Genomic DNA, 24,698 nt, shown 5'->3' with positions numbered 1-24,698 from the left:
CCTGCGTCACGCCGCCATTCAGCCTCGCAGCCGTAAACTTTCCGACGATCGGACACCGGGTGCGCATCCGCGAGGCCCGGGGCGTCACGGGAGGCGATCTCACCGATGGCGCGCATTTTCGCGCCTGAACCTTGAGGAGACGATCATGTTACGTAAACTCTCGCTCGTTGCAGTGGCCGCGGCTTCGCTGGGCGCGGCTGCGCTGGCGCCGACATCGGCCTCGGCCCACGGCTGGCGTCACGGCTGGCACCATCATCATCACCATCACGGCTGGCATCATCGCCATCACGGCTGGGGCTGGGGCCCGCGCGTCGTCATCGGCGGCCCGGCCTATTTCGGTGGCTATGGCGGCTGTTACGTGCGGCGTCTGGTTCCGACCCCCTGGGGCCCGCGCTGGCGGCTGGTGAACCGCTGCTACTGAGCTGATTTGAGCTTCTCCCTGACTGACGCCCCGGCCGCCGCCGGGGCTTTTTTTGTGCGGAAGCGAACAGCGCGATTCGACCACTTGCACGCGAACGCATGGGGCTCTGCACGGGAAACAAATTTCGCGGTTGTGACTTGATCCTTCATCATTGTTTCACTCAAGCCTTGCGAGCGCCGCGAGGTGGAACTCGCGAAGAAGAGACACCGCCGATGGATGGCCGAATCATCAGAGATTTCGAACAACTCGATCACAAGACCTGCGTATCGATCTGCGACGCCATCGGCGAACGGCTTCAGCAAAACTTGCGCCCCGAAACTGAACTACCACCGCGTCTACGAGAACTCGTCGACGAGTTGCGCCGCCGCGACAACGAGTTGCATTGAGGACCGCTGGGTAGCTGATTTTACCGATAAGATAAATGAGTTGCGTTTGGCACCGGCTCCGGTGACAACGCCGCATGCTTTCCATCACAGACATTTCGATCCGGATTGCCGGGCGGCTCCTGATCGACGACAGCACGGTGCAGATCGTGCCGGGTGCTCGCGTCGGCTTCGTCGGCCGCAACGGCGTCGGCAAATCGACGCTGTTTCATGCGATCCGGGGTGACCTGCCGACGGAATCCGGCGGCATTACGCTACCGCCGCGCTGGCGCGTCGGCAGCCTGGCGCAGGAGGCGCCGGACGGCCCGGAGAGTCTCATCAATGTCGTACTGAAGGCCGATCTGGAGCGTGATGCGCTGCTCCGTGAGGCCGAAACCGCCACCGATCCGCATCGCATCGCCGAAATCCAGACCCGGCTGGTCGACATCGACGCGCACTCCGCGCCGGCGCGCGCCGCGGCAATCCTGAGCGGCCTCGGATTTTCCGCTGCGGACCAGGCGCGGCCGTGCTCGGAATTCTCCGGGGGCTGGCGCATGCGGGTGGCGCTGGCGGCAACGCTGTTTTCGGCGCCGGATTTGCTGCTGCTAGACGAGCCGACCAACTATCTCGACCTCGAAGGCACGCTGTGGCTGGAAGACCATCTTGCGAACTATCCACGCACCGTCATCGTCATCAGCCACGACCGTGACCTGCTCGACACCTCGGTCGACCAGATCCTGCACCTCGATCGCGGCAAGCTGACCCTCTACAAGGGGACCTATTCCTCCTTCGAAGAACAGCGCGCCATGCGCGAGATGCTGGACGCCAAGCACGCCAAGCGCCAGGCCGACGAGCGCAAGCGGCTGCAGGCCTTCGTCGACCGCTTCAAGGCAAAAGCCTCGAAAGCCCGACAGGCGCAATCCCGCGTCAAGATGCTGGAACGAATGAAGCCGGTTACCGCGCTGGTGACCCAGGATGTGCGTGAAATCACGTTCCCGACGCCGGAGAAGATGCTGTCGCCGCCGATCATCGCCGTCGACGACGTCTCGGTCGGCTACGACCCGAAAAAGCCGGTGCTCAACCGCGTCACGCTGCGCGTCGACACCGACGACCGCATCGCCCTGCTCGGCTCCAACGGCAACGGCAAGTCGACGCTGGTCAAGCTTTTGGCAGGCAAGCTCCAACCCTTCTCCGGCCGGATCACACGGGCGGAAAAGCTCTCGGTCGGCTATTTCGCGCAGCATCAGGTCGACGAGCTCAACCTTGATGCGTCGCCCTACGATCATGTCCGCAGGCTGATGCCCGATGCGCCGGAAACCAAGGTGCGCGGGCGCACCGGCGCGATCGGATTTTCCGGCAAAGCCGGCGATACCCTGGTCAAGAGCCTGTCGGGCGGCGAGAAAGCGCGGCTGCTGCTCGGGCTCGCCACTTTCTTCGGCCCGAACATGATCATCCTCGACGAGCCGACCAACCACCTCGACATCGACAGCCGCGCGGCACTGGCGGAGGCGATCAACGATTTCCCCGGCGCCGTCATCATGGTCTCGCACGACCGCTATTTGATCGAAGCCTGCGCCGATCAATTGTGGGTCGTCGCCGACAAGACGGTAACGACCTACGACGGCGACCTCGACGATTACAGGCGAATGGTGTTGTCGATCGGGGATAAGCGCGAGCGCAGCAGCGAGCGTGTCAAGGAAAGCGTGAAGCCCGAGCGCGCCAGGAGCGAAAGGCGATCACCGCTGAAGCAGCGGATCGTCGAAGCCGAGGCCGAAATCGAGCGCATCAGCGGCATCATCGCCAAGATCGACACCGCGCTTGCCTTGCCGGATCTGTTCACGCGCGATCCCAAGCAGGCCGCCCAGCTCAGCAAGGCGCGCGCCGGTGCCGAAAGCGCGCTGCGGCGGGCCGAGGAAGATTGGCTGGAGGCCAGTTCGGAATTTGACGAAGCCGCGGGCTAGCTAAAACGGATCGTCGTCGGCGAATTTACGCCGCCGGCTTCTTCTTCGGCTTGGCACCCCTCGCCGGCGCCACTGCCTCCGGTGCACGCTCGATCGACGTCAGACGTCCGGCCGTGAAGGTGTAGATGCCGGCCCGCTGGCCGCGCGAATAGTTGACGACCGCCACGCGGTCGCCGCGCGGGTTATTGGAAAGGCTGACATTGTCGGGGGCACCGATGCCGCGCACGACGTCGCATTCGGTATGGCCGAGCGCCACCGTTCCCGTCGTCGATGGAGGCGGGTTACCTGCAGCGCCATTCGCCAGCGCATTGGCGTCGGTGCCTGGCCCCGCCATGCCGGGACAAGCGCCGTCGGCACTGACGAGTTCATCCGGCGTGACCGCTTTGGTCGGGGTGAGCGGCGGCGTCTCGATCGAGACGTTGCGAATGAACACGCGTCCGGAGCGCTGAAACCAGTCCGCATCCTTCGACAGCAGGTCCGCCCCACCCGCGCAGCCCGCCAGCGCAGGCCCGAGCAACAACAAGGTCAGCAGTGGCTTTCGATCGATTGTTCCGCGTCGCACGCTAAACCCCAGGCCCCCACCCTTACTGTAACCATTTGTCCGACCATCACTTTGCGGCACGACCATGGCTGCCCGCAAGGTCCGGCGCAGAAACCGCTGATTATCATTAATTCCTGTGGATCGCTATTGCCGCCGCTGCCACCGGCCCCGCTCGTCGGCCTGCCAATAGGTCACCTCGAATCCCCGCGCCTTGCAATCGGCCCATGCCCCGCGCGCAGCCGTCAGCGCGTCGGCATCGTCACCGTTGAAGACCAACACCACCCGCTCGTATTTATCGCAGTCAGCCGGCAACGCCGCGTTGTCGATCAGGAACCTGACATTGGCCGCGTTCGGATTGCTCTCCTCGATCGAGAGAATGATGGGCTGATCCTGGGCATCGCCGGCGCGCCATGTGGCATGCGGCAGGAACGAATCGTCGCTGTAGGTCCACAAATGCGCATCGAGCGCCTCGGTGCGCTCCGGCGAAGTCGATTGCACGACCACGCGCCAGCCGCGCTCGAGCGATTTTTCCAACAGCGGCGGCAATACGCTTTCGAGCGACATGGCCTGCAAATGGTAGAACAGGACTTCCGTCATCGCCTGCAACCGAACTATTTCGTGGCTTCGTAATATTCCGCGACCAGCCGGTCCAGCAGGCGCACGCCGTAGCCGGATCCCCAACTGTGGTTGATGTCGGTTTTCGGCGCGCCCATCGCGGTTCCCGCAACGTCGAGATGCGCCCACGGCGTGTTGTCGACGAATCGCTGCAGGAACTGTGCGGCGGTGATCGAGCCGCCGTGGCGCCCGCCGGTATTCTTCATGTCGGCAAACTGCGAATCGATCAGCTTGTCGTATTCAGGACCGAGCGGCATGCGCCAGACGCGCTCGCCGGTTTCATTTCCGATCTTGCTCAGCCGTTCCGCCAACTCGTCATTGTTGGAGAACATACCGGAATACTCGGTTCCGAGCGCGACCATGATCGCGCCGGTGAGCGTTGCGAGATCGACCATGAATTTGGGTTTGAACTTCTTCGCCACGTGCCAGAGCACGTCGGCCAGCACGAGTCGGCCTTCGGCATCAGTGTTGATGATTTCGATGGTCTGCCCCGACATCGAGGTGACGATATCGCCGGGACGCTGGGCGTTGCCGTCGGGCATGTTCTCGACCAGGCCGATGGCGCCGACCGCGTTGACCTTCGCTTTGCGCGCCGCGAGCGCATGCATCAGCCCGACCACGCAGGCCGCGCCTCCCATGTCGCCCTTCATGTCCTCCATGTTGGCGGCGCCCTTGATGGAGATGCCGCCGGTATCGAAGCAGACGCCCTTGCCGACGAAAGCAATGGGCTGATCGCCCTTCTTGCCGCCGTTCCAGCGCATGATCACGGTGCGGCCGGGCTGGGTCGAGCCCTGTGCGACGCCGAGCAAGGCGCCCATGCCGAGCTTCTTCATCGCCTTGACGTCGAGCACCTCGACATCGACACCAAGCTTCTTGAGCTGGCTCGCGCGGCGCGCGAATTCCACGGGGTAGAGTACGTTCGGCGGCTCGTTGACGAGTTCGCGCGCAATGATCACGCCGTCGACGACATGGGACGCGGGCGCAAGCGCCTTTCGCGCGGCGGCGACATCGTCAACGGCAATCGAAACGTCGGCGCGCAGCGCGCCGTTCTCGCCGTCCTTCTTCTTGGTCTTGTAGCGATCGAACTTATAGGCGCGCAGCCGGATGCCCGACGCGATCGCGGCGACCGAATCGGGCTGCATCGCGCCCTCAGGCAGTTCGGCGATCACGGTGACCGCTGTGCTGGCGGAGTTGAGCTTGCCCGCCGTCACCCCGCCGAACTTGAGAAAATCCTTCTCCTTGATATCGGCCGCCTTGCCGACACCAACGACGATCAGGCGCTCTGCCTTGATTCCATCCGGTGCCGGAATGTCGAGCGTCGATCCGCTCTTGCCCTTGAACTGATTGGCCGCCGCCGCCCGCTTGACCGTATCGGCTGCCTTCCCCAGCGCCTTCCGAGTTGCCTCGCCGAACTTCAATGCCTCGTCGCAAAACACCACGAGAACGGCGCGGGGGGGCGCAGAAAAAGCGACAAAGCCGACCTTGACGGCGTCGGACATAGGTAAATCCTCCAAAATTCAGGGCTGCCTTGCGCGGCCGGAATCGGTCCGCATTATGGAATGTTCTCTTCGGTGACGGCCCAAATCGTTCAGGACCTGATGTTTTCGGCACTATGGCCTGTCTGCCGCGCCACTGCCAAGCGCCACAGTGGCTGGAACGCCACATGAGATGAATTCTTAGCCGTATCGAGGGGACGCCACGGCCCGGCCATTTTGTTGACGGATCAAAGGGATGGTAGTGAGAATGTAGACGGCTGACGACTGGCGGCCCGACCAATGGGGAACCCTCAAACAGGGATTGGTCGGAGGCTGCCCTTTGGGCGTGCAAGGGTGGATCGTGCGGTAACGATGGGGTCGATCGACAGGTACATTTTCCGCACGACGCTCGCGTCGTTTGCGCTGGTTCTGGTCAGCCTCACCGGCGTGATCTGGATTACGCAGGCGTTGCGCGGCATCGACCTGATGACCAGCCAGGGCCAGACCATCGTCACCTTTCTCGGCATCACCAGCCTGGTGATCCCGGCGCTGGTTTTGATCATCGCTCCGATCGCGTTGATGATCGCGATCTCCCACACGCTGAACAAGCTCGCCACCGATTCTGAAATCATCGTGATGAACGCCGCCGGCTTCTCGCCTTTCCGGCTGTTCCGCCCATTTTTCTATGCCACCTGCGTGGTGGCGGCGATGGTTGCCTTCATCGGCTCCTACCTCGCGCCCGACGGCATGCGCCGGATCAAGCAATGGGATGCCGAAATCACGGCCGACGTGCTGACGAATATCCTGCAGCCCGGCCGCTTCGCCCAGCTCGACCAGAACCTGACGATTCGGATCCGCGAACGCCAGCCGGGCGGTGTGCTCGCCGGCATTTTCGTCGACGACCGCCGTGATCCCAAGGAGCGTGTCACCATCATCGCCGACCACGGCACGGTGCTGAAGAACGAGAACGGCTCCTATCTGGTGCTCGAAGACGGCAATCTCGAACGTTTCGAGACGGGAAAGCGCGATCCGGCCTTTGTGGCGTTCGTTCGTTACGCTTTCGATATGTCGAAATTCTCTAATCGCGGCCGCGACGTCGCACTGGGGATTCGCGAACGCTATCTCTGGGAGCTGATCTCGCCCTCGGAGAACGATCCGGTTTTCAAGCAATTGTCCGGACAGTTTCACGCCGAGCTGCATGACCGTTTCCTGGCGCCGGTCTATCCCTTCGCCTTCGCAGTGCTGACCTTTGCGTTCCTCGGCACGCCGCGCACCACGCGCCAGAGCCGCAATTTTTCGATCGGCGGCTCCATCGTGGCGGTGTTTGGCCTGCGCATGGCGGGATTCGCCTGCTCGGTAATGACGGTGAAGACGCCAAGCATGGCTCTCGTGCAGTATTCGATGCTGTTCGGCGCGATCGGCGTCGGGCTGTGGATGATCATCGGCGGCATCGTGGTGGAGCCGCCGGCCGCGCTGATGGAGGCCATCAACAGGTCGAACGCACGCCTCGCTCGGCTCTTTGGACGGCCCGCCACCGCATGAGCATGATGACCAACACGCTCGGGCGATATTTTGCCGGCCGCTTCCTGATCTCTGCGGTGGGCGTGTTCGCGAGCATTTTCGTGCTGCTCGTGCTGGTCGATTACATCGAAATGGTCCGCAAGACCTCCGGGCTGGTATCGGCATCGGCGATCACGGTGGCGCAGACGTCGTTGTACCGGGTGCCGCAACTGCTCGAAAAGCTGATGCCGTTCTGCGTCCTGATCGGCGCGATGACCTGCTATCTCGCGCTGTCGCGGCGGTTGGAGCTGGTGGTGGCGCGTGCGGCCGGCGTATCCGCCTGGCAGTTCATTTCGCCGGCGCTGGCAAGCTCGATCATTCTCGGCACCCTGGCGACGGTTGCCTACAACCCGATGTCGGCGAACCTGCGCGAACTGTCCAAGCGGATGGAGGCCGAACTGTTCGGCTCGGCGCCCGGCGGCGGCATTCAGGATGCATCCGGCTTCTGGCTCAACCAGATCAACAACGACGGCCAGTCGATCATCAATGCGGCCCGCAGCGAGCAGCAGGGTGTCCGGCTGACGGGGCTGACCGTGTTCCGATTCGATACCGATCTCCAGTTCAAGGAGCGAATCGAGGCGCGCGAAGCGTCCCTCGAAGAGGGCCGCTGGGCCTTCAAATCGGTACGCCGATACTCCCTGGATAAACCTCCGGTTGATCAGGAGAGCTATTACCTCTCAACCACCCTGACACCGGCCCAGGTTCGCAACAGTTTCTCCACCCCCGAAACCGTGTCTTTTTGGCAACTGCCCGGCTATATCCGCTCTTCCGAAAGCTCCGGCTTCGCGACTGCAGGCTACCGTCTGCAGTACCATAAGCTCATCGCACAGCCATTTTTGCTGGCTGCAATGGTGATGTTGGCGGCTTCCGTCAGCCTTCGCTTCTTCCGGATGGGCGGCGTGCAAAAGATGGTTTTAAGTGGCGTGGGCGCAGGGTTTCTGCTCTACGTTCTATCGAAAGTTACTGAGGATTTGAGCAAGGCTGAGTTGATGCATCCCATCGCTGCGGCGTGGTTGCCTGTCTGTGTGGGCGGCCTCACCGGCTTCTTAGCCTTGCTGTACCAGGAGGACGGGTAGTGGCCGTTGTCGCCGCCCGCCAGTTCAGGTCGCCTGCGTTCAGGCGGCGCATCACCGTGCGCCGCTATCGAGCCCGCTTGGCCGCCGTTGGCGTACCTATGTTTGCACTGCTCGCCGGACTGGTTTTCGGCGGCACGATTGAGTTTGCCATGACGGCTCCCGCCGCGGCGCAAACTTTCACTTACAATCCGCGTCCACCCAAGCCGCCGCCGCGCCCTGTCAACAACGACGGCAGGATGCTCGTGCAAGCCGTCGAGGTGGATTACGACTACAACAACCAGCGCGTGTCGGCGGTCGGCAACGTGCAGATGTTCTACAACGGCACCAGCGTGGAGGCCGACAAGGTCATCTACGACCAGAAGACCAAGCGGCTGCATGCAGAAGGCAACATCCGCCTGACGGATGCGGAAGGCAAAGTCACCTACGCCAACATCATGGATCTGAGCGACGACTACCGTGACGGTTTCGTCGATTCGCTTCGCGTCGATACGGCTGACGATACGCGAATGGCGGCGACGCGCGCCGACCGTTCTGCCGGCAATTACACGGTGTTCGAAAACGGCGTCTATACCGCCTGCGCGCCGTGCAAGGACAATCCGAAGAAGCCGCCGCTATGGCAGGTCAAGGGTGCGCGCATCATCCACGACCAGACCGACAAGATGCTGTACTTCGAGAACGCGCAGCTCGAATTCTTCGGCGTGCCGATGGCGTATCTGCCGTATTTTTCGACGCCCGATCCGACCGTCAAGCGCAAGACGGGCTTCCTGATGCCCGCCTACAGCTCAAACTCGACCTATGGCTACGCGGTGGAGACCCCGTTCTACTGGGCGATCGCGCCGGACTATGACGCGACGTTCAATCCGCGCTTCACGACGCGGCAAGGCGTGCTGTTCCAGGGTGAATTCCGCCAGCGGCTGATCAACGGCTCGTACCAGATCCGCGGCTACGGCATCAATCAGCTCGATCCCGGCGCGTTCGCCGGTCAGCCCGGAGATCGCGACTTCCGCGGCGGCATCGACACCAAGGGCCAGTTCGCCATCAACGACAAATGGGTCTGGGGTTGGGACGGCGTCCTGCTGTCGGACTACTTCTTCTTCTCGGACTACCGGCTGGCCCAATACAGGGATCCGCTGGGCTCGTTCCTGACCCTGCCGACAGAAGCGATTTCGCAGCTCTATCTGACCGGTGTCGGCAATCGCAGCTTCTTCGATGCGCGCACGATCCATTACCTCTCCTTCTCCGGCAACCAGGACCAGGTCCCGGTGATCCATCCGGTCATCGACTATTCCAACGTGATCAACCACCCGATCCTCGGCGGTGAAGTCAGCTACAAGACGAACTTCACCAGCCTGTCGCGCACGACCGCGGCGTTCGACCCGATCACGACGCTGGCCAACACCAACGGCCTGTGCCTCACCGCATCGGCCGATCCGCTGGCCCGGATTCCCTCGCAGTGCCTGCTGCGCGGCATGCCTGGCACCTACACGCGGCTGACGGCCGAAGCGCAGTGGCGGCGCTCGTACACCGATCCGATCGGTCAGATTTGGACGCCGTTTGCGATCATGCGCGCCGATGCCATCGACGCCTCGATCTCGAACCAGCCGGGCGTTTCGAACTTCCTGCCCGTCGGCGACACGCAGGCGGTCCGCCTGATGCCGACGGTCGGCCTCGAATATCGCTACCCCTTCATCAACGTTCAGCCCTGGGGCACCACCACGATCGAGCCGATTGCGCAGATCATCGCTCGTCCGAACGAGACCTTCGCCGGCCGGCTGCCGAACGAAGACGCGCAGAGCATGGTGTTCGACGCCAGCAACCTGTTCGCGATCGACAAGTTCTCCGGCTACGACCGCGTCGAGGGCGGCGGCCGCGCCAATGTCGGCGTGCAGGCGACCACGCAGTTCGATCGCGGCGGCAGCGTCAATGTGCTGTTCGGCCAATCCTACCAGTTGTTCGGCCTGAACTCGTTCGCGGTGGCGGACCCGACCAATACGCGGCCTCGAATCCGGCCTGCAGAACACCCGGTCCGACTACGTCGCCCGCGTCAATTATTCGCCGAACCGAACCTATACGTTCAGCGTGCGTTCGCGCATGGATGAAGCGACGATGAACGTTAATCGCTTCGAGGCCGAAGGACGCGCCTCGTTCGACCGCTGGTCGGTCAGCATGATGTACGGCAACTATGCCGCCCAGCCGGAACTCGGCTACCTGACCCGACGCGAAGGCCTGCTCGGCAGCGCATCCATCAAAGTGGCGTCGAACTGGGTCGTTTCGGGAGCCGCTCGCTGGGATCTTGAAGCCAACAAGCTGAACCAGTACATCATCGGCGCCGGCTATGTGGACGATTGCTTCGTGCTGGCCGCCAACTACGTCACGTCCTATACCTACTCCGCCGGGACGACGCCGCCGGTGCTCAATCACGCTTTCATGGTGCAGATCGGCCTACGGACCATTGCGAATTCGACCTCGTCGTCCGGCACCAGCGGCCTTCAGTAGCGTGAGGCCCGACCTTGCCGGAGAATACCCAGCACCGCGCGGTACGAATTGGTTGATACGACTGATATGACCATGACGACCATTACGCTCCTTCCTCGCCGATTTTGGTCCCTGATCGCCGGCGGCGCCGTTGCGCTTGCCGTTCTGGCCGGCGGCGCTTCACCGCTGCAAGCGCAGTCCGTGGCGGTGATGGTGAACGGTGAGCCCATCACCACTCTCGATATAGAGCAGCGCACCAAGCTCAACTTCCTGACCACGCGAAAGCAGATGCCGCGGAAGGAGGTGATCGAGGAACTGATCGACGAAAAGGTGAAGATCAAGGAAGCCAAGCGGTTCGGCGTCGACCCTTCGGCGAGCGATATCGACCAGGCCTTTGCCGGGATGAGCCAGCGGATGCGTATCTCGCCCGAACAGCTCACCAAGTCCCTGGAGAGCCAGGGGGTCCGGCCGGAAACGCTCAAAGCCCGCCTCAAGGCCGAGATGGTCTGGGGCAGCCTGGTGCGCGGCCGTTTCAAGGAGAGCCTCCAGGTCGGCGAGAAGGACGTTGCCGACGCCGCCCAGCAAAGCGGCGAAGCGACCCAGGCCGACGCGTTCGAATACAGGCTGCAGCCGATCGTGCTGATCGTGCCGCGCGGTTCGGCGCAAAGCGCGATCGACTTGCGGCGCAAGGAGGCGGAGTCCTTGCGCGAGCGCGTGCAGAGCTGCGAGCAGGCCAACTCCTACTTCAAGTCGATGCAGAATGCCGCGATCCGCGGCATCGTCACCAAGACTTCGGCCGACATACCCGGCCCGCTTCGCGAGCTCCTGGACAAGACGCCGGTCGGTCGCCTGACCCCGCCCGAAATCACCAAACAAGGCGTGGAGATGGTAGCGTTGTGCGACCGCAAGCCGACCAAGATCGATACGCCGAAGAAGCGGGAAATCCGGGAAAAGATGTACACGCAGAAGTACGAGGCAAAGTCGAAGGCTTACCTGGCCGACATCCGCAAAGCCGCGATGATCGAATATCGTTGATGCATGGCAAAGCCCCTCGCGCTGACATCGGGCGAACCTGCGGGCATCGGCCCCGACATCGCCCTTGAAGCGTGGCGGCGGCGCGGTGAGCTGGATCTCCCGCCATTCTATCTGCTCGGCGATCGCGCGTTCTTCGCCGAGCGGGCGAAAATCCTGGGATTGTCGATCGACCTCGTCGACGCCGTGCCCGAGGACACAAGCGCGGCATTTCCGCGAGCCCTGCCGGTGGTCGCAACCGGCGAAATCGCAACCGCGCGCCCCGGACAGCCAGACCAGACCAGCGCAAGCGCGGCGCTTGCCTCGATTCGCCATGCGGTCGACCATGTCAGGGCCGGACGCGCCGGCGCCGTCGTCACCAACCCGATCGCCAAGAGCGTGCTCTACCGCGCCGGGTTCCGCCATCCCGGCCACACCGAGTATCTCGCCGAGCTTGCCGCCGATGGCGGACGCGTGCCGCAGCCGGTGATGATGCTGTGGTCGCCGGCGCTCGCCGTCGTTCCCGTGACCATCCATCTTTCGCTGCGCGAGGCGCTGGATCAGCTCTCGGCCGAGCTGATCGTCACGACGGCCCGGATTGCGGTTGCGGATCTGAAAGCCCATTTCGGCCTTGCCCAGCCGCGGCTTGCAATATCGGGCCTCAATCCGCATGCCGGCGAAGACGGCTCGCTCGGCAACGAAGACATCGACATCGTAGCACCCGCGGTCGAAATGCTGCGCAAGGAAGGCATTGATGCGAGGGGGCCCCTACCCGCGGACACCATGTTCCACGCCGCGGCGCGCAAGACCTATGACTGCGCGATCTGCATGTATCACGACCAGGCACTGATCCCGATCAAGACGATTGCGTTCGACGACGCCGTCAACGTCACGCTCGGATTGCCGTTCATCCGCACCTCGCCGGACCACGGCACCGCCTTCGACATTGCCGGCACCGGCAAGGCCAATCCGTCGAGTCTCGCCGCGGCGCTGCGGCTCGCCGCGCGCATGGCGGCAACCAAACCTGCATGAGCGCGATCGACGATCTGCCGCCGCTGCGCGAGGTCATCCGCGAACATTCCCTGTCGGCCCGCAAATCGCTCGGCCAGAATTTTCTGCTCGACCTCAACCTCACCGCGCGGATTGCACGCGCCGCCGGCCCGCTCGAAGGCGCCACCATTATCGAGGTCGGCCCCGGCCCAGGCGGCCTGACGCGCGCGCTGCTGGCGCTCGGCGCCAAACGCGTCATCGCGGTGGAGCGCGACGAGCGCGCGCTGGCTCCGCTCGATTACATCGCCAAGCGCTATCCTGGCCGGCTTGAGATCGTTCACACCGACGCGCAGCGCTTCGATCCCCGTCCGATGCTGGGCGGCGAGCGGGCAAAAATCGTCGCCAACCTGCCCTACAACATCGCAACCGCGCTTCTGGTGGACTGGCTCTCGATCGAGCCATGGCCGCCCTGGTACGACATGATGGTGCTGATGTTTCAGCGCGAGGTCGCCGAGCGGATCGTCGCAAGAGAGAATGACGAGGCCTACGGGCGGCTCGCGGTGCTCGCCAACTGGCGATCGGAGACCAAAATCCTGTTCGACATTTCCCCCGCCGCGTTCGTGCCGCAGCCGAAAGTGACCTCCTCGGTGGTGCGGCTGGTGCCGCGTGAGGCACCCGAGCCGTGTGACCGCCGGGCTCTCGAACAGGTGGCGGCCGCGGCCTTCGGCCAGCGCCGCAAAATGCTGCGGCAGAGCCTCAAATCGCTCTCGGTCGACCCGGCCCGGCTGGCTGAAGCCGCGCATATCGACGCGACCAGGCGCGCCGAAACCATTCCAATCTCCGGATTTGTTGCCATGGCCCGCGAATTGACCGATATACGAAGCATAAAAGCATAAACGCCCTGAAGAAACTGCTCGAGGAGATGATGCCATGGCGCTGATGCGTCGCCAGTCGCTGGTCAAGTTCGATGCGCCGTTGTGCGAAACCATCGTCGACACGCCGAAGCCGAAAGGCAGCGAAGTCCTCGTCCGCATCGAGCGCTGCGGGCTCTGCCATTCCGACCTGCACATCCAGGACGGTTATGCCGATCTTGGCGGCGGCAAACGGCTCGACACCACGCGCGGCATGACGCTGCCGTTCACGCTCGGGCACGAGATTGCCGGCATCGTCGATGAAGTCGGTCCCGATGTGTCGAAAGACCTGATCGGAAAGAAGCAGGCGGTATTCCCCTGGATCGGCTGCGGCCAGTGCCGCGACTGCGCCAATGGCGACGAAAACCTCTGCGTCAAGCAGCGCTTCCTCGGCGTCTCCATCGATGGCGGCTTTGCCACTCACGTGCTGGTGCCTGACGCCAAATATCTGCTGGATTACGATCCGCTGCCGGTCAACCAGGCGGCGACGCTGATGTGCTCGGGCGTCACCGCCTATGGCGCGCTGAAGCGGCTGGTCGACCGTCCGCGGCAGCGCAACCTCTTGCTGATCGGCCTCGGCGGCGTCGGCATGATGGGCCTTTCATTCGCGCAGGCGATGTTCAAGCAGAACATCACGGTCGCCGACCTCTCTCCTGCCGCGCGCGAGACCGCGCTGCAGAACGGCGCAGCGGTTGCCTACGATCCGGCCGAGCCCGAGGTCATAAGGCGCATCCTGAAGGAAACCGAAGGCGGCTTCGACGGCGTCGTCGATTTTGCAGGCAATGAGAAATCGATGGCGTTCGCCGTTGCGACGGTCGCACGCGGCGGCAAGATCGTGGTGTCCGGCTTGATGGGCGGCAATTTCAGCCTGCCGATGGTGCAGTGGGTCTACAAGCGCATGACCATCGAAGGTTTCATGGTCGGCACCCTCGCCGAGGCCAAGGAATTGATGGCACTCGCGCGCGCCGGCAAGATCAAGCCGACGCCGATGAAGGAAGAGCCGATGGCCGACGTCCAGAAATGGATCGACGAGCTGCGCGCCGGCAAGGTCGTCGGACGTATCGTGCTGAAGAACTGAGGCATGCGACCGTTATGCCGACTTTGGCTTCGACAGTTCCTGAACCGCCCGGTGCGCGACAACGTCCAGTCCGCCCAAGGTGGTATTTCCCTCCTCTGCACTCTGCATCAGCTTTCGGGCGACGTACTTGCGGCTTTCATGATCGCCGCCGTTGGGAAAACGGCGGCAGGCTTTTTCCAGCGCAACTTCCATGTTTGCAATCGTGCGGTCATCCAATTTAGCCACGACGTCACCTCCCCGGGGTGAACAAAGCCAACCGACATCCCTTGCGAGCACAACGATCATTGAATGATAGCACTTTCGGGAAAAAGCGGGAATAGAGCATGGCACCTCGCCGAGAGGCGACGTGCCGTCTCCTTGCAAACTTCCCGGGACGATCACGGCCATGGTATGCCTAATGCCTACTTCCTGAGCACCGCCTGCGGCGTGTTGCGAAAGCTGATTGCCATGCGGTTGTAGGCGTTCATCAGGCCGATCGCGATCGTGAGGTCCACGAGTTCTCGCTCCTCGAACACGGCGCGGGCGGCCTGATATGCCTCATCCGACACGCCGGTATCGGCGACGCGCGTCACCGTCTCGGCCCATGCAAGCGCGGCGCGTTCGCGCTCGTCGAAGAGATTACCGGCTTCCGCCCACGCCCTGCACCAGCGCGAGTTTTTCGATCTTCTCTCCCTTCTTGAGCAGGTCGCGCGTATGCATGTCGAGGCAATAGGCGCAGTTGTTGATCTGGGAAATTCGCAGGTAAACCAGTTCGACCAGCGCCGGAGAAAGTCCGCTCTGCATGACGTAGACGCCGCCCAATGCTTTCACGCCTGCCGACGCGATCTGGTTGCAGTCGAGACGCTTGCTCATTTCTTGCCGTTGCTGGCCGCTCACCTGCGAACCACCGCCTTCAGAGAGTCGACGAATACCCAGAACAAGCGGCGAACAGGCCGACATCCTTCAGGAGGAATTGACCCGGCGCGACCGTGATCGCGGGCAGCCCGAGCTCCGGCACCACGACGCCTGGCGTCGAGATCATGAAGCTGATGGTGGTGACGAAGAGTCCGCCTTCCTGGACTTTCGCGCTACCACGCCTCAAAGCACGCATCGCCGATCTGCCGAAACGCGCCGCGCCGCGAGGGCGAGCTGGGCCTCCACTGTCACCGTAATGCCTAAAAGTCCCGGGCTCTGATTTCCCGGAACGACACCAAACGGCGCTGCGCCTCGTCCCACAATACAAGTCGCACACACCGAAAGCTCTCCAGGAGCGTTATGTGGCCGACATCGCGCAGCTCCGGGTGGTCACGCAGCACGTGCGGCAGCCGGTAATAGGGAATCCGACTGGAGAGGTGATGCACGTGGTGAATACCGATGTTGGCTGTGAACCAGCGCAGCAGCGCCGGCAGTTCGTAATGTGAGCTGCCGTACAGAGCGGCTTGATGCAGGTTCCAGCTCTCGTCGCGCTCCCACGACGTGTGCTCAAACTGATGCTGCACGTAGAACAGCCATACGCCGGCCGTGGCGGCCAGCAGCGTAATCGGAAGATGCACGAGCAGGAACGCCTTGATCCCGATAAACCATGTGAGCGCAGCGACGATGACGGCAATCGCGAGATTGGTTGCCATTGTACTGGCCCAAGGCTGCCAACCATTGCGCATGAGGCCGACCGGAATCCTCTGTTGCAAAAGAAACAGATAGGCCGGTCCGAGCCCGAACATGATCATCGGGTGGCGATAAAGACGGTACTTCAGACGACCCCACCAGGAAAGGGCCCGGTATTCGCGCACGGTCAGCGTATCGACGTCGCCGATGCCGCGGCGATCGATGTTGCCGGTGGTGGCATGATGAATCGCATGTGTGCGGCGCCAATAGTCGTAAGGCGTGAGCGTGAGCACGCCAATGACGCGGCCGACCCAGTCATTCGCCAGGCGGCCGGCAAAAAAGGTGCCATGACCGCAGTCGTGTTGGATCATGAACAGGCGCAAGAGAAAGCCAGCGGCCGGAAACGCGATAAGCAATGAAGCCCAGGCATAGCCAAGGGAGAACGTGAACCAGGCCGCGGTCCACAGCATGACGAGCGGCAAAGCCGTGATCGCCAACTCGGTCAGGCTCCGCAGCCGAGTTGGGGTGCTGTAGTTGCCCAAAATGGGCTTCCACCGCCGTGCGTTGAGGACGTCATCGCTGCCAATGGGAGTCGGAATGGAGCCAAAGTCTTTTGGCCCATCAGACCCCTGCACAGTTCTCTTATGCACAGATATCCCCTTCTGACAGTGCACGTAAGATCGAGGCACCGATGGATCGGCTCCTGCGTCCGTTGATCGATTTTTGGGGAAGGGTCTGAAACGTGCGTGCCTGTCAGCAGCAAGGCAAAGCGGCCCAGTCGTTCGGCCAAGTGTCGATTAATCCGCATATGGACACAAATTGAGAGAACGTCAAGGACTGCAGCACCGTTACCCGTGTCCCATGGGTTATTTCCGGACCCGGCTGACGGCTGCGAAATCCACTTCGCGCCAATGAGCCGACTTCCCGCCTTGGCCATTGGCTCACACTCGGCGCGTCACCATGCTGGGGCCAAGTAGCCAACCGCCAGCAACACTGGCTTCCTTCAGAATGAGGAATTGGGACAGTGGAATTACGGTGTACTCAACGCTCTCTTCCCGATGAGCTAAATGCTCTTCCCGAGCTAAATGCACTATCACCGTAATTCGAATTCTGAAGCCAGAATTGCGAGGTCGCAGCGGATTTAACTTGCTAGCGAAGCCTTGTGAATCCGCAACGTCAATTGCGTGCACTGCCACCGTAGTGACGAGATGGCTGCAATTGTTCCTTGGCGGAACCCAGGATGAGCGCGCTATCAAAATCTCCGCCGAGCGGAACGAATGGCTTCCGAAGCCTTTGGTTTTGATCGACAAGAGGAGGTAACTATGAGGCTATCTGTCTTGGCGATTGCGACACTGCTTACGGTCGGAACCATCGCTACGGCCAACGCTATCGAGTTCGGCGTCGGTCCGGGCGGCGTTTATGTTGGTCCCGGCTATGATCGTCCCTATTACCGTGATTACAGAGATGACTGCCGGATCGTGATCCGCGAACGCACCAACCGCTTTGGTGAACGCGTCAGGATCCGCGAGCGCATCTGCGACTAAGCACGCAATCGACGGTTAGCGACGATCAGATCGGGGTCCGGCTGGGACGCTGGACCGATCGGTAGGTGAGGAATTGGTGCGATGTCGCACCTCCCCTGCGGCACCGTTCCCGCAAAAGAAGGGCCTCAGCGCCGCTGGAGCCCTTCTTGCGTTTCTTGGATGCTGTCAGCAAGTAGCCCGCGTGAGCGCATGCGATATGCGGGAAAGGCTGACAGGTAATTAATCAATGCGCTGCGCGTGGACGCGCTGCCGCGTCCTTGAATTGTCGTAGCGCGCCTGGTCGCGCGTCGCCGGCGTGACGCAGACCTTGTCGTCCGTCGTTGCTTCGCGCCATACGTAACCTTGCTTGCAAGTCTCGTATCCGTACGGTCCACGCCCTGCCCGCCGAGCGTCCTGCTGCGCATTGTCGTTCCAGGCCTGCCTGCGGGTTTGAGGCGTGACGCACACGTAGTCGCCGCGGGTGGCCTCCCTCCAAACATAACCTTGAGTGCATTTCGCCTGGGCGTAAGCTTGGGGCGCGTAGAGAATGATGCCGAACAGTAATGCCGGAAGCGAGAGAGAAGGCTGCTTCATCAAACCCTCCATGACTAGAAATATCGCGGGAGATCTTCTCCTACATCGGCTAAACTTTAGCGTGTATGAACTGGTTCACACTGGGCGTAACGCTCACGTGACGCGGGACTCCACTGTCGTTGGCTTACGCAAAACCTCAAGCTATGTGCACGCCGCCGGCGCCGCGTCGGACGGCTCCATCAAGTCTCGTTCCGCGAACCTGCCGTCGGAAAGCAGAGTCGGAGCTTGAGCCCTGGCGCGTTGTCGAGCAGTTCGATCCGTGCGCCGTGGAGACGGGCAACGGCGGCGACCAGGCTCAATCCGAGACCGTTGCCCTGCGCGTAGCGGCTGTGTTCGAGCCGGTAGAAGCGCTTGAACACATGCTCATGCTGATCGGCGGGAATTCCCGGGCCGTCGTCGGCGACCGAGACGGCCGGCTGACCGTCAATGGTTTCGTGCACAACTACGACCTGCCCTCCGGCACGGCCGTGCTTGATCGCATTGTCCACGAGATTGGCAATGGCATCGAAGATCAGATCGCGATCGCCGGTCACCAGCACCTCGCGATCGCCGGCAATGGTGAGACGGGTGCCGTCCTGCTCGGCCGCGGCATCGTACAGCTCGACCACCTCGCCGGCGATCTCCGCCAGGTCCACGCGGTGGAACGCGTCCTTTCGCGCCTGGGTCTCGATCTGCGCGATCCGCGTGATGGATGCAAAGATCCGCAAGACAGCATCGAGGTCGGCGATGGCGTCGCCGATCAGCGTCTGATCGTCGTCGCCGATGCGCGGCGCGTGCCAGGCCTTCTCCAGCCGTCCGCGCATGCGCGTCAGCGGCGTCCGCAAATCGTGCGCGACATTGTCGCTCACCTGCTTGATCTCGCCCATCAAGGTTTCGATACGGTCCAGCATCAGATTGAGGTTCTCCGCCACGCGATCCCATTCGTCATGGGTGCCGCGCAGCGGGATGCGCTTGTCGGGACCGCTGAGCATGACGGCGCGGCTGGTGGCGTTGATCGACTCGATCCGCCCTACTGTCCGCCGCGTCACCAGGATGCTGGCAACGCTGCCTATCATGAACATCAAGGCAATGCTCAAGGCAACCGCCGTCTTGATGTGATCGGTAAAGCCGTTGAGGTCGCTGATATCCTTTCCGACCAGCAGACGATCGCCGTTCGGAAAGGTTTCGACCGCCGCCCGCAGCGATGGCCGGCCGTCTGCGCCGCGCGGTGGCTCCACTCCGCGAAACTCGGCCCATCCCCCAGCCGCCGTGACCGCCGGTGGCCAGGTCTTGAGATTGCCGGCCAGCGCGGCCGATGCGGGATCGACCAGGAGATAGATATTGTCGGCAAGAGTCTGGTCGGCAACGCGTTGCCGGATCAGGGCGATCAGCCCATCGCGCCCGGAGCGCTCGTAAGCTCCGCGCAGGCTGACAAGCTCGACCATGATGGCGCGGTCCGACTGGCTGCGCACATGGGAGGAGGTGGCGAGATAGACGTAGGCAAAGATCGCCGACGCTATCACGCCAAAAATCCCGATCCCGAGCAGCGCCTGCTTGAACGTCGACGAGGTGAAGGTCTTAGCCAGGAGCACGGAGACAATACCCGATGCCGCGCACCGTATGGATCAGTGGATAAGCCTGCTGACCATCGACCTTGCGGCGAACGCGCCCGACATAGACGTCGATGATGTTGGTTGAGGGATCGAAATGAAGATCCCAGACTTGCTGCAGCAGCATGGCGCGTGATACGACGCGGCCTTCGTTGCGCACCAGATACTCCAGCAACTGAAATTCCCGCGGCAACAGCAAGATGTCTTTGCCGCGCCGACTGGCGGTGCGAGACACCAGGTCGATAACGAGATCGCCCACCCGCAAAATGGTCTCCTTCACGATGGTGTCGCTGCGGCGCCCCAGCGCCTCGACCCGCGCCAGTAGTTCGACGAACGAAAATGGCTTCACCAGATAGTCGTCGCCGCCGGCGCGCAAGCCGCGCACCCGATCGTCGACCTCACCGAGCGCGCTGATGATCAGGACGGGCGCGGCGTTGCCATCGTCGCGCAGTTGCCGCATCACTGCGATGCCGTCGATATCCGGAAGCATGCGGTCGATGGTGATCACGGCATAGTCGCTGGCGGCGCTGCGACGCAACGCCTCATGGCCGGTGGCGGCCAGATCCACCTGGTAGCCGCTGGTCGTGAGCGAATCCACAAGCTGGCCGGCGGTTTCCGGGTCATCTTCAACGACCAGAATACGGCGGTGACCTCCCGTCATGGCGTTTCGTCTCCGAACGACTGCTCAAAAGCCGACCCCAGTCTGGCAAGAAAATCGGAAAGTCGTTGCGCGACTCCATGGCCGAACCAACCCACGCGTCGTCCGAGGGTTGCCTGCGGAGGCGCAAATAAGCGTGAGGCCGACGGCCGATCCGGCGTCCGGATTGCCGTCCTCGGGTTGCGACCGTCACGACGTTCCGGGCCGGAGAGGTGACCGAAGTCCGCGCGTCCACTCCGAACCCATCACGCTCGATCCTTTTGTTTGGAGCATGATCTCCGCGCTAACGCGTTCCGCGTTTGTCGCGAGGGAAAACCGGTACCCACTTTGCGCTAACGCAGCCCCGCGGGTCCGGATCATGCTCTAGTAGTAACCGTAGTCGCCGCAGACATTGACCACCCGGAATCCACGCGGCGTCCACACCCTGCGCCAGCAGTCGTCGTAAGCGGCGTAAACTGCGGGCGCGCCAATGAACGCAAAGCGGTGGAAGCGATGATGATGGCGGTGATGGAAGCCGCGATGGAATCGGCCGCCGTGGAATGCGAACCGCGGCGAGGCTCCGGCATGCGCAAAGGACGACCCTGCGAAACGGCTGCCGCTGAAACGGGGTCCTGCGCCGGAAAAGCGCGCGCCGCCGCCGATGTTCGTGCCGCCAACGCGCGGACCGCCGCCCACGGCGCCGGCACGCATCCCGCCGCCGAAGCCTCCGGCGTGCATGCCACCGCCGAAACCACCGCCACCGCCGGCGCGCATGCCGCCGCCTCCGATACTACCGCCACCACCGCCGCCACCAATACCGCCAGCGGCGTGTCCGCCGCCACCACCCATACCGCCGCCGCCACGCTGCGCGAGCGCCGGCGACGCAAGCGCCAGCGTCGTACCAAGCGCAGCCGCGATGAGGCCATTAAGGAGCCTGCTGTTCATTTGCGATCCTCCTCCCGTGATTGGACCATAGCGACGGATGCCGTCGCAGGAAGAAGACGATCAAGCGACGCAAATGATCCCGCGATGACCAATGACAAATGCGACAGTTTCTGACAGCGAAGTTAGTTTCACCGCGGCGCGGCAGTCTGCAACCAGGACCGGCTGCACTCGGCGCTCGGATACCAATCGCCCCTTGAGTTCGAAACCGCGTTCGCGCAAAACAAAGCACGATAACGCATCATGGCAACTGCACTGTCACAGAAATTATCGTGTCTCATTCCGGGGTGCAGTCCAATGCACTTATCTCGATGACAGTGCACTTAACGTTGGTCCTCGACGCGTATTGAGTGCACTGTCACCGTAATTCGGGCTACGCTTGCTGTCGCCGTAATTTATGAGCACACGCCCTACCCTCGCTGGATCAACGCGCGCCCGATCGGCTTTGGCGGCTCGCTGCGCAAGACCAGCGAGGTCGTGACTGCACCGTGCCGGGCGATCGTATCCACGATCGTTTCAAGCTCTTGCGGGGACGGCACGAAGACCTTGAGAATGAAGCAATCCTCGCCTGTCAGCCGCAGCACCTCCATGACGTGAGGCATTTTGGCAAACTGCTTCTGGCAGGACTGGATATGTTCGTGGGTCGTGCGCAGTCGGATGATGGCCATCATCCGCAAGCCCAGCGCGGCCGGATTGATCTTCGCAGTATAGCCGGTGATGATTCCGCGCTCCTCCAGCCGCTTAACCCGTTCAGAGGTCGCGGGCTGCGAGAGCCCTATTCTGCGGCCAAGCTCGGAAATCGCTATGCGCCCATCCTCCTGCATGGCTTCGATGATCGCAACATCGGTCGGGTCCAGTGCTGGGGCAAAACTTTCTCGAAATGACATGAAGACCTTGAATCCATCGGCAAGAGGACATCTTTTCCGATGATTGCCCATTCCAGACCGTAGCGGAAGACGTCAGTTTCGCCCCGTTGCAAGAACAACGGAGCTGACATGACCGACATCGTTATCCTGCCGGGAATTGGCGCATCGGGTGAATTGCATTGGCAAACCCGATGGGAAAAGAGCAACCCGCGCTGCCGGCGCTTCCAGCCCAGCGACTGGGATCGGCCTGACCTCAAGGACTGGCTCGATGCGCTGGATCGCGCCGTCGGCTCAGCTTCAAAACCGCCGCTCCTCGTCGCTCACAGCCTGGCCTGCCTATTGGTTGCACACTGGCAGCAGGTTTCTACAGCGCCAGTCGCGGGCGCATTTCTTGTTGCCGTTCCGAATCCAGAAGCGCAGGCCTTCCCCGTCGAAGCCGCCTCTTTCGCCAATCCGCCATCGAGCAAATTTAGGTTTCCCTCGCTCATCATCGCGAGCACGAACGATCCATATGGCACTATCGAGTATGCCCGCGAGAGAGCGGGCCAGTGGGGCAGCGGCATCGTCGAAGTAGGAGAGCTTGGCCATATCAACGAGGCAAGTGGGCTTGAGGATTGGCCGCAGGGAAAGGCGTTCCTGGCAGCATTTTCGGCCGGAGTCGCGAGTTGACGGACGGAGCGTGGTCTGCTTCCGGCTTTCAGCCCATTAAAGCAGAATCCGGGATTGCGGTGACAGTGCACTTAACGCCTGATGCTGGCCGGGTCTGTTGAGTCTTTTTTCATGTCCCGGACGCGAAGCAACGTGAAACGCTGCTTCGCAGAGCCGGGACCCAGCACCCGGCAGGTGGGCCCCGGCTCAGCAACGCATCACCACGTGCTGCGCCAATGATTCCAAGGTTTGCGAAGTTTTGAGTGACAAGAACGTGCGCGTGGTAGTTTACCGTGGCGTCCATCACGGCTACGAAGATCGCACACCAACCTACATCTTCCACGGTTGGAGGATGGAACACAATGCTAAGGCCGACCAAGACACACTCCACCAAACGCTTGCCGTGATGAAGTCCAAGGACGCCTTCAGGCCCGGTTTGGAGATACGCTAGGGAAGCGCTCGGCGCAAAGCGGAGCCGCCGTACAGCGCTAGCTACTGCTGGACTGCGGTGCTGGCAGCGCAATTCCGCACTGTTCGCAGATTTGAATCGCCTCTCACCAGCTGGCCGTCTATGGTTTGCTTATGTTGCGCCTCGTTTCGATCGCTATCATCCTATCGCTGCTGCCCGTCGTCGCGGCGGCTGCGCCACCTCATAAACGGCCGGCGCCACGCTGGCACGGCTACGGCTTCCTGCCGGGCTATCAACAGCCGCCGAACAACAGCCTTCCAGCTTACACTCGGAAAAATTCGATTTCGCGCATGGCGCGTTCCAACCGGCGCCCTTGGTATATCGATCCTGTCCCGCGTTACTACGGGTACGATGGCGACTGGCACTATTTCGGTCGGCCCGGCTTTTACGGCGGTCGCTACAATGGCGGCAGCTTCGGCCCTTGCTGGACGCGCACGCCGATCGGGCCGATCTGGAATTGCGGCTGATAGGCTGGCTGCGACCAACCGGCGCGACAGGTAAATCACTTCTGATTTTCAGAAATCGTGTCAAGCCTGGAAATCAAAAATATTCCACTATCGTTCGCACCCAAATCAGCCGTACAACTTCGCCCGTTCCGGCCCGCCAAGAGGGGCGTATCGCGAACGTCACGGACGTTGGGCATGGAATGCGGTGAGATTACGGTGACAGTGCACTTATCTCGATGACAGTGCACTTAACGTTGGTTCTCGACGCGTATTGAGTGCACTGTCACCGTAATTCCTCGCGTGTCACGAGGCCGGCATCACAGTAACTTTGCTCAAGCCGCAGACGTCGGGTGCCAAGTCAGATGGCCGCTTCGGCAAGCAGGACTTTGTCTATTTGCCAAGGAGGACGCCTATCGCTGTCCAGCCGGGGAACAACTGCCATATCGCTTTACGAGCGAGGAGGACGGCAAGCGGCTACGGCGCTATTGGGCCACAGCTTGTCAAGATTGTTCTCTTAAGTCGCAATGCACGACAGGACCGGAGCGGCGGATTCCGCGATGGGAGCATGAGCATCTGCTCGAAGCCGTGCAGCGGCGCCTTGATGCAAACCCGCATGCCATGCGCGTGCGTCGCGAGACGGTCGAGCATCCGTTCGGCACGATGAAGGCCCGCATGGGGGCGACACACTTCCTCACCAAAACGCTTCCAAAAGTAGCCGCCGAGATGGCTCTCTCGGTCCTGGCCTATAACCTGACACGGGTCATGAACATCGTCGGGACCAAGCCGCTGATGGCTGCGATCGTCGCCTGAGACCGAACCGGTCCAGACTTCTCACAAACTTCCCTGGGAAGGGTGTTTTTACACGGCCAAGACCCATTTTCCGACGTGCGCATAGCCGGACATGGGCCCACAATTGTGCTATAT

22 protein-coding genes and 4 pseudogenes are annotated in these 24,698 nt (G+C 62.2%); 14 read left to right on the top strand and 12 right to left on the bottom strand.

Annotated elements, in window-relative coordinates; all coding sequences use genetic code 11:
- The first annotated feature begins 145 nt into the window (after positions 1-145).
- From V1290_RS34500 to V1290_RS34490, 3 genes are all read left to right on the top strand, one after another.
- Positions 146-421: a sulfur globule protein precursor gene (locus V1290_RS34500; RefSeq protein ID WP_334368489.1), complete on the top strand. Its 276-nt coding sequence runs from the start codon at positions 146-148 to the stop codon at positions 419-421.
- Positions 422-633: 212 nt separating this feature from the next.
- Positions 634-807 carry a hypothetical protein gene (locus V1290_RS34495; RefSeq protein ID WP_334368488.1) on the top strand — a complete coding sequence of 58 codons (174 nt, stop codon included), beginning with the start codon at positions 634-636 and terminating at the stop codon, positions 805-807.
- A 74-nt stretch (positions 808-881) separates the two neighbouring features.
- Positions 882-2,744, top strand: coding sequence for an ABC-F family ATP-binding cassette domain-containing protein (locus V1290_RS34490; protein WP_334368487.1), 1,863 nt, complete (start codon positions 882-884; stop codon positions 2,742-2,744).
- A gap of 25 nt (positions 2,745-2,769) precedes the next feature.
- Here the strand turns inward: V1290_RS34490 and V1290_RS34485 are convergent, their stop codons facing one another.
- The 3 genes from V1290_RS34485 to V1290_RS34475 form a co-directional block, all read right to left on the bottom strand.
- Positions 2,770-3,306, bottom strand: a complete 537-nt coding sequence (locus V1290_RS34485) for a hypothetical protein (protein WP_334368486.1) — start codon at positions 3,304-3,306, stop codon at positions 2,770-2,772.
- A 123-nt stretch (positions 3,307-3,429) separates the two neighbouring features.
- Positions 3,430-3,882, bottom strand: a complete 453-nt coding sequence (locus V1290_RS34480; RefSeq protein ID WP_334368485.1) for a DNA polymerase III subunit chi — start codon at positions 3,880-3,882, stop codon at positions 3,430-3,432.
- A 14-nt stretch (positions 3,883-3,896) separates the two neighbouring features.
- Positions 3,897-5,399 carry a leucyl aminopeptidase gene (locus V1290_RS34475; protein ID WP_334368484.1) on the bottom strand — a complete coding sequence of 501 codons (1,503 nt, stop codon included), beginning with the start codon at positions 5,397-5,399 and terminating at the stop codon, positions 3,897-3,899.
- A gap of 348 nt (positions 5,400-5,747) precedes the next feature.
- Here V1290_RS34475 and lptF point away from each other — a divergent pair, with 348 nt between their 5' ends.
- The 7 genes and pseudogenes from lptF to V1290_RS34440 all read left to right on the top strand — a co-directional run bounded on the left by lptF (position 5,748) and on the right by V1290_RS34440 (position 14,476).
- Positions 5,748-6,917: an LPS export ABC transporter permease LptF gene (gene lptF, locus V1290_RS34470; RefSeq protein ID WP_334369265.1), complete on the top strand. Its 1,170-nt coding sequence runs from the start codon at positions 5,748-5,750 to the stop codon at positions 6,915-6,917.
- A complete protein-coding gene (gene lptG / locus V1290_RS34465; protein WP_334368483.1) occupies positions 6,914-8,011 on the top strand; it encodes an LPS export ABC transporter permease LptG in 1,098 nt (365 codons plus the stop codon). Before lptF ends, lptG begins: the two co-directional genes overlap by 4 nt.
- A gap of 98 nt (positions 8,012-8,109) precedes the next feature.
- Positions 8,110-10,507: pseudogene (locus V1290_RS34460) on the top strand (LPS-assembly protein LptD).
- 72 nt (positions 10,508-10,579) lie between these two features.
- Positions 10,580-11,521 (top strand): SurA N-terminal domain-containing protein, encoded by a 942-nt coding sequence (locus V1290_RS34455; protein WP_334368482.1) that lies wholly within the window; start codon positions 10,580-10,582, stop codon positions 11,519-11,521.
- Between the two features lie 3 nt (positions 11,522-11,524).
- Positions 11,525-12,529, top strand: a complete 1,005-nt coding sequence (pdxA, locus tag V1290_RS34450; protein WP_334368481.1) for a 4-hydroxythreonine-4-phosphate dehydrogenase PdxA — start codon at positions 11,525-11,527, stop codon at positions 12,527-12,529.
- Positions 12,526-13,383, top strand: a complete 858-nt coding sequence (gene rsmA / locus V1290_RS34445; RefSeq protein ID WP_334368480.1) for a 16S rRNA (adenine(1518)-N(6)/adenine(1519)-N(6))-dimethyltransferase RsmA — start codon at positions 12,526-12,528, stop codon at positions 13,381-13,383. Before pdxA ends, rsmA begins: the two co-directional genes overlap by 4 nt.
- A gap of 34 nt (positions 13,384-13,417) precedes the next feature.
- On the top strand, positions 13,418-14,476 hold the full coding sequence (locus V1290_RS34440; RefSeq protein ID WP_334368478.1) for an alcohol dehydrogenase: 1,059 nt from the start codon (positions 13,418-13,420) through the stop codon (positions 14,474-14,476).
- 12 nt (positions 14,477-14,488) lie between these two features.
- Here the strand turns inward: V1290_RS34440 and V1290_RS34435 are convergent, their stop codons facing one another.
- The 4 genes and pseudogenes from V1290_RS34435 to V1290_RS34420 form a co-directional block, all read right to left on the bottom strand.
- The gene (locus V1290_RS34435) at positions 14,489-14,701 is read right to left on the bottom strand and encodes a hypothetical protein (RefSeq protein WP_065729736.1); all 213 of its coding nucleotides are present in this window, start codon (positions 14,699-14,701) and stop codon (positions 14,489-14,491) included.
- A 176-nt stretch (positions 14,702-14,877) separates the two neighbouring features.
- Positions 14,878-15,328, bottom strand: a pseudogene (locus tag V1290_RS34430) (carboxymuconolactone decarboxylase family protein).
- Positions 15,329-15,368: 40 nt separating this feature from the next.
- Complete coding sequence (locus V1290_RS34425) at positions 15,369-15,566, bottom strand: DUF417 family protein (RefSeq protein ID WP_334368477.1); 198 nt, start codon at positions 15,564-15,566, stop codon at positions 15,369-15,371.
- Between the two features lie 64 nt (positions 15,567-15,630).
- Positions 15,631-16,659, bottom strand: a complete 1,029-nt coding sequence (locus V1290_RS34420; protein WP_334369264.1) for a fatty acid desaturase — start codon at positions 16,657-16,659, stop codon at positions 15,631-15,633.
- A gap of 723 nt (positions 16,660-17,382) precedes the next feature.
- On the opposite strand from V1290_RS34420, the gene V1290_RS34415 reads away from it, so the two are divergent.
- On the top strand, positions 17,383-17,604 hold the full coding sequence (locus V1290_RS34415) for a hypothetical protein (RefSeq protein WP_334368476.1): 222 nt from the start codon (positions 17,383-17,385) through the stop codon (positions 17,602-17,604).
- A gap of 219 nt (positions 17,605-17,823) precedes the next feature.
- On the opposite strand, the gene V1290_RS34410 is transcribed toward V1290_RS34415, so the two are convergent.
- The 5 genes and pseudogenes from V1290_RS34410 to V1290_RS34390 form a co-directional block, all read right to left on the bottom strand.
- Positions 17,824-18,177, bottom strand: a complete 354-nt coding sequence (locus V1290_RS34410) for a hypothetical protein (protein WP_334368475.1) — start codon at positions 18,175-18,177, stop codon at positions 17,824-17,826.
- A gap of 179 nt (positions 18,178-18,356) precedes the next feature.
- Positions 18,357-19,304: pseudogene (locus tag V1290_RS34405) on the bottom strand (sensor histidine kinase); the annotation flags it as partial.
- Positions 19,305-19,734: 430 nt separating this feature from the next.
- Positions 19,735-20,427, bottom strand: a complete 693-nt coding sequence (locus V1290_RS34400) for a response regulator transcription factor (RefSeq protein ID WP_028346485.1) — start codon at positions 20,425-20,427, stop codon at positions 19,735-19,737.
- Positions 20,428-20,787: 360 nt separating this feature from the next.
- Complete coding sequence (locus V1290_RS34395; RefSeq protein WP_334368474.1) at positions 20,788-21,348, bottom strand: hypothetical protein; 561 nt, start codon at positions 21,346-21,348, stop codon at positions 20,788-20,790.
- A gap of 407 nt (positions 21,349-21,755) precedes the next feature.
- Positions 21,756-22,232: an Lrp/AsnC family transcriptional regulator gene (locus tag V1290_RS34390; protein WP_334368472.1), complete on the bottom strand. Its 477-nt coding sequence runs from the start codon at positions 22,230-22,232 to the stop codon at positions 21,756-21,758.
- Between the two features lie 108 nt (positions 22,233-22,340).
- Between V1290_RS34390 and V1290_RS34385 the strand changes: the two genes are divergently transcribed.
- The 3 genes and pseudogenes from V1290_RS34385 to V1290_RS34375 form a co-directional block, all read left to right on the top strand.
- Positions 22,341-22,880: an RBBP9/YdeN family alpha/beta hydrolase gene (locus tag V1290_RS34385; RefSeq protein ID WP_334368471.1), complete on the top strand. Its 540-nt coding sequence runs from the start codon at positions 22,341-22,343 to the stop codon at positions 22,878-22,880.
- A gap of 561 nt (positions 22,881-23,441) precedes the next feature.
- Complete coding sequence (locus V1290_RS34380) at positions 23,442-23,795, top strand: hypothetical protein (RefSeq protein ID WP_334368470.1); 354 nt, start codon at positions 23,442-23,444, stop codon at positions 23,793-23,795.
- Positions 23,796-24,069: 274 nt separating this feature from the next.
- Positions 24,070-24,584: pseudogene (locus tag V1290_RS34375) on the top strand (transposase); the annotation flags it as partial.
- Between the last annotated feature and the right edge of the window lie 114 nt (positions 24,585-24,698).

This window comes from Bradyrhizobium sp. AZCC 1578 (assembly GCF_036924675.1).
In the GTDB taxonomy this organism is placed as follows: Bacteria; Pseudomonadota; Alphaproteobacteria; order Rhizobiales; family Xanthobacteraceae; genus Bradyrhizobium.
This window is presented reverse-complemented; position numbering and strand designations above follow the sequence as displayed.

What these genes read in the sequence shown, in the direction of transcription:
- V1290_RS34500 (WP_334368489.1), top strand. Translation starts at nt 146, where the DNA reads ATGTTACGTAAACTCTCGCTCGTTGCAGTGGCCGCGGCTTCGCTGGGC.
- V1290_RS34495 (WP_334368488.1), top strand. Translation starts at nt 634, where the DNA reads ATGGATGGCCGAATCATCAGAGATTTCGAACAACTCGATCACAAGACC.
- V1290_RS34490 (WP_334368487.1), top strand. Translation starts at nt 882, where the DNA reads ATGCTTTCCATCACAGACATTTCGATCCGGATTGCCGGGCGGCTCCTG.
- V1290_RS34480 (WP_334368485.1), bottom strand. Translation starts at nt 3,882, where the DNA reads ATGACGGAAGTCCTGTTCTACCATTTGCAGGCCATGTCGCTCGAAAGC.
- V1290_RS34475 (WP_334368484.1), bottom strand. Translation starts at nt 5,399, where the DNA reads ATGTCCGACGCCGTCAAGGTCGGCTTTGTCGCTTTTTCTGCGCCCCCC.
- lptF (WP_334369265.1), top strand. Translation starts at nt 5,748, where the DNA reads ATGGGGTCGATCGACAGGTACATTTTCCGCACGACGCTCGCGTCGTTT.
- lptG (WP_334368483.1), top strand. Translation starts at nt 6,914, where the DNA reads ATGAGCATGATGACCAACACGCTCGGGCGATATTTTGCCGGCCGCTTC.
- V1290_RS34455 (WP_334368482.1), top strand. Translation starts at nt 10,580, where the DNA reads ATGACGACCATTACGCTCCTTCCTCGCCGATTTTGGTCCCTGATCGCC.
- pdxA (WP_334368481.1), top strand. Translation starts at nt 11,525, where the DNA reads ATGGCAAAGCCCCTCGCGCTGACATCGGGCGAACCTGCGGGCATCGGC.
- rsmA (WP_334368480.1), top strand. Translation starts at nt 12,526, where the DNA reads ATGAGCGCGATCGACGATCTGCCGCCGCTGCGCGAGGTCATCCGCGAA.
- V1290_RS34440 (WP_334368478.1), top strand. Translation starts at nt 13,418, where the DNA reads ATGGCGCTGATGCGTCGCCAGTCGCTGGTCAAGTTCGATGCGCCGTTG.
- V1290_RS34425 (WP_334368477.1), bottom strand. Translation starts at nt 15,566, where the DNA reads ATGCGTGCTTTGAGGCGTGGTAGCGCGAAAGTCCAGGAAGGCGGACTC.
- V1290_RS34415 (WP_334368476.1), top strand. Translation starts at nt 17,383, where the DNA reads ATGAGGCTATCTGTCTTGGCGATTGCGACACTGCTTACGGTCGGAACC.
- V1290_RS34410 (WP_334368475.1), bottom strand. Translation starts at nt 18,177, where the DNA reads ATGAAGCAGCCTTCTCTCTCGCTTCCGGCATTACTGTTCGGCATCATT.
- V1290_RS34400 (WP_028346485.1), bottom strand. Translation starts at nt 20,427, where the DNA reads ATGACGGGAGGTCACCGCCGTATTCTGGTCGTTGAAGATGACCCGGAA.
- V1290_RS34395 (WP_334368474.1), bottom strand. Translation starts at nt 21,348, where the DNA reads ATGAACAGCAGGCTCCTTAATGGCCTCATCGCGGCTGCGCTTGGTACG.
- V1290_RS34390 (WP_334368472.1), bottom strand. Translation starts at nt 22,232, where the DNA reads ATGTCATTTCGAGAAAGTTTTGCCCCAGCACTGGACCCGACCGATGTT.
- V1290_RS34385 (WP_334368471.1), top strand. Translation starts at nt 22,341, where the DNA reads ATGACCGACATCGTTATCCTGCCGGGAATTGGCGCATCGGGTGAATTG.
- V1290_RS34380 (WP_334368470.1), top strand. Translation starts at nt 23,442, where the DNA reads ATGTTGCGCCTCGTTTCGATCGCTATCATCCTATCGCTGCTGCCCGTC.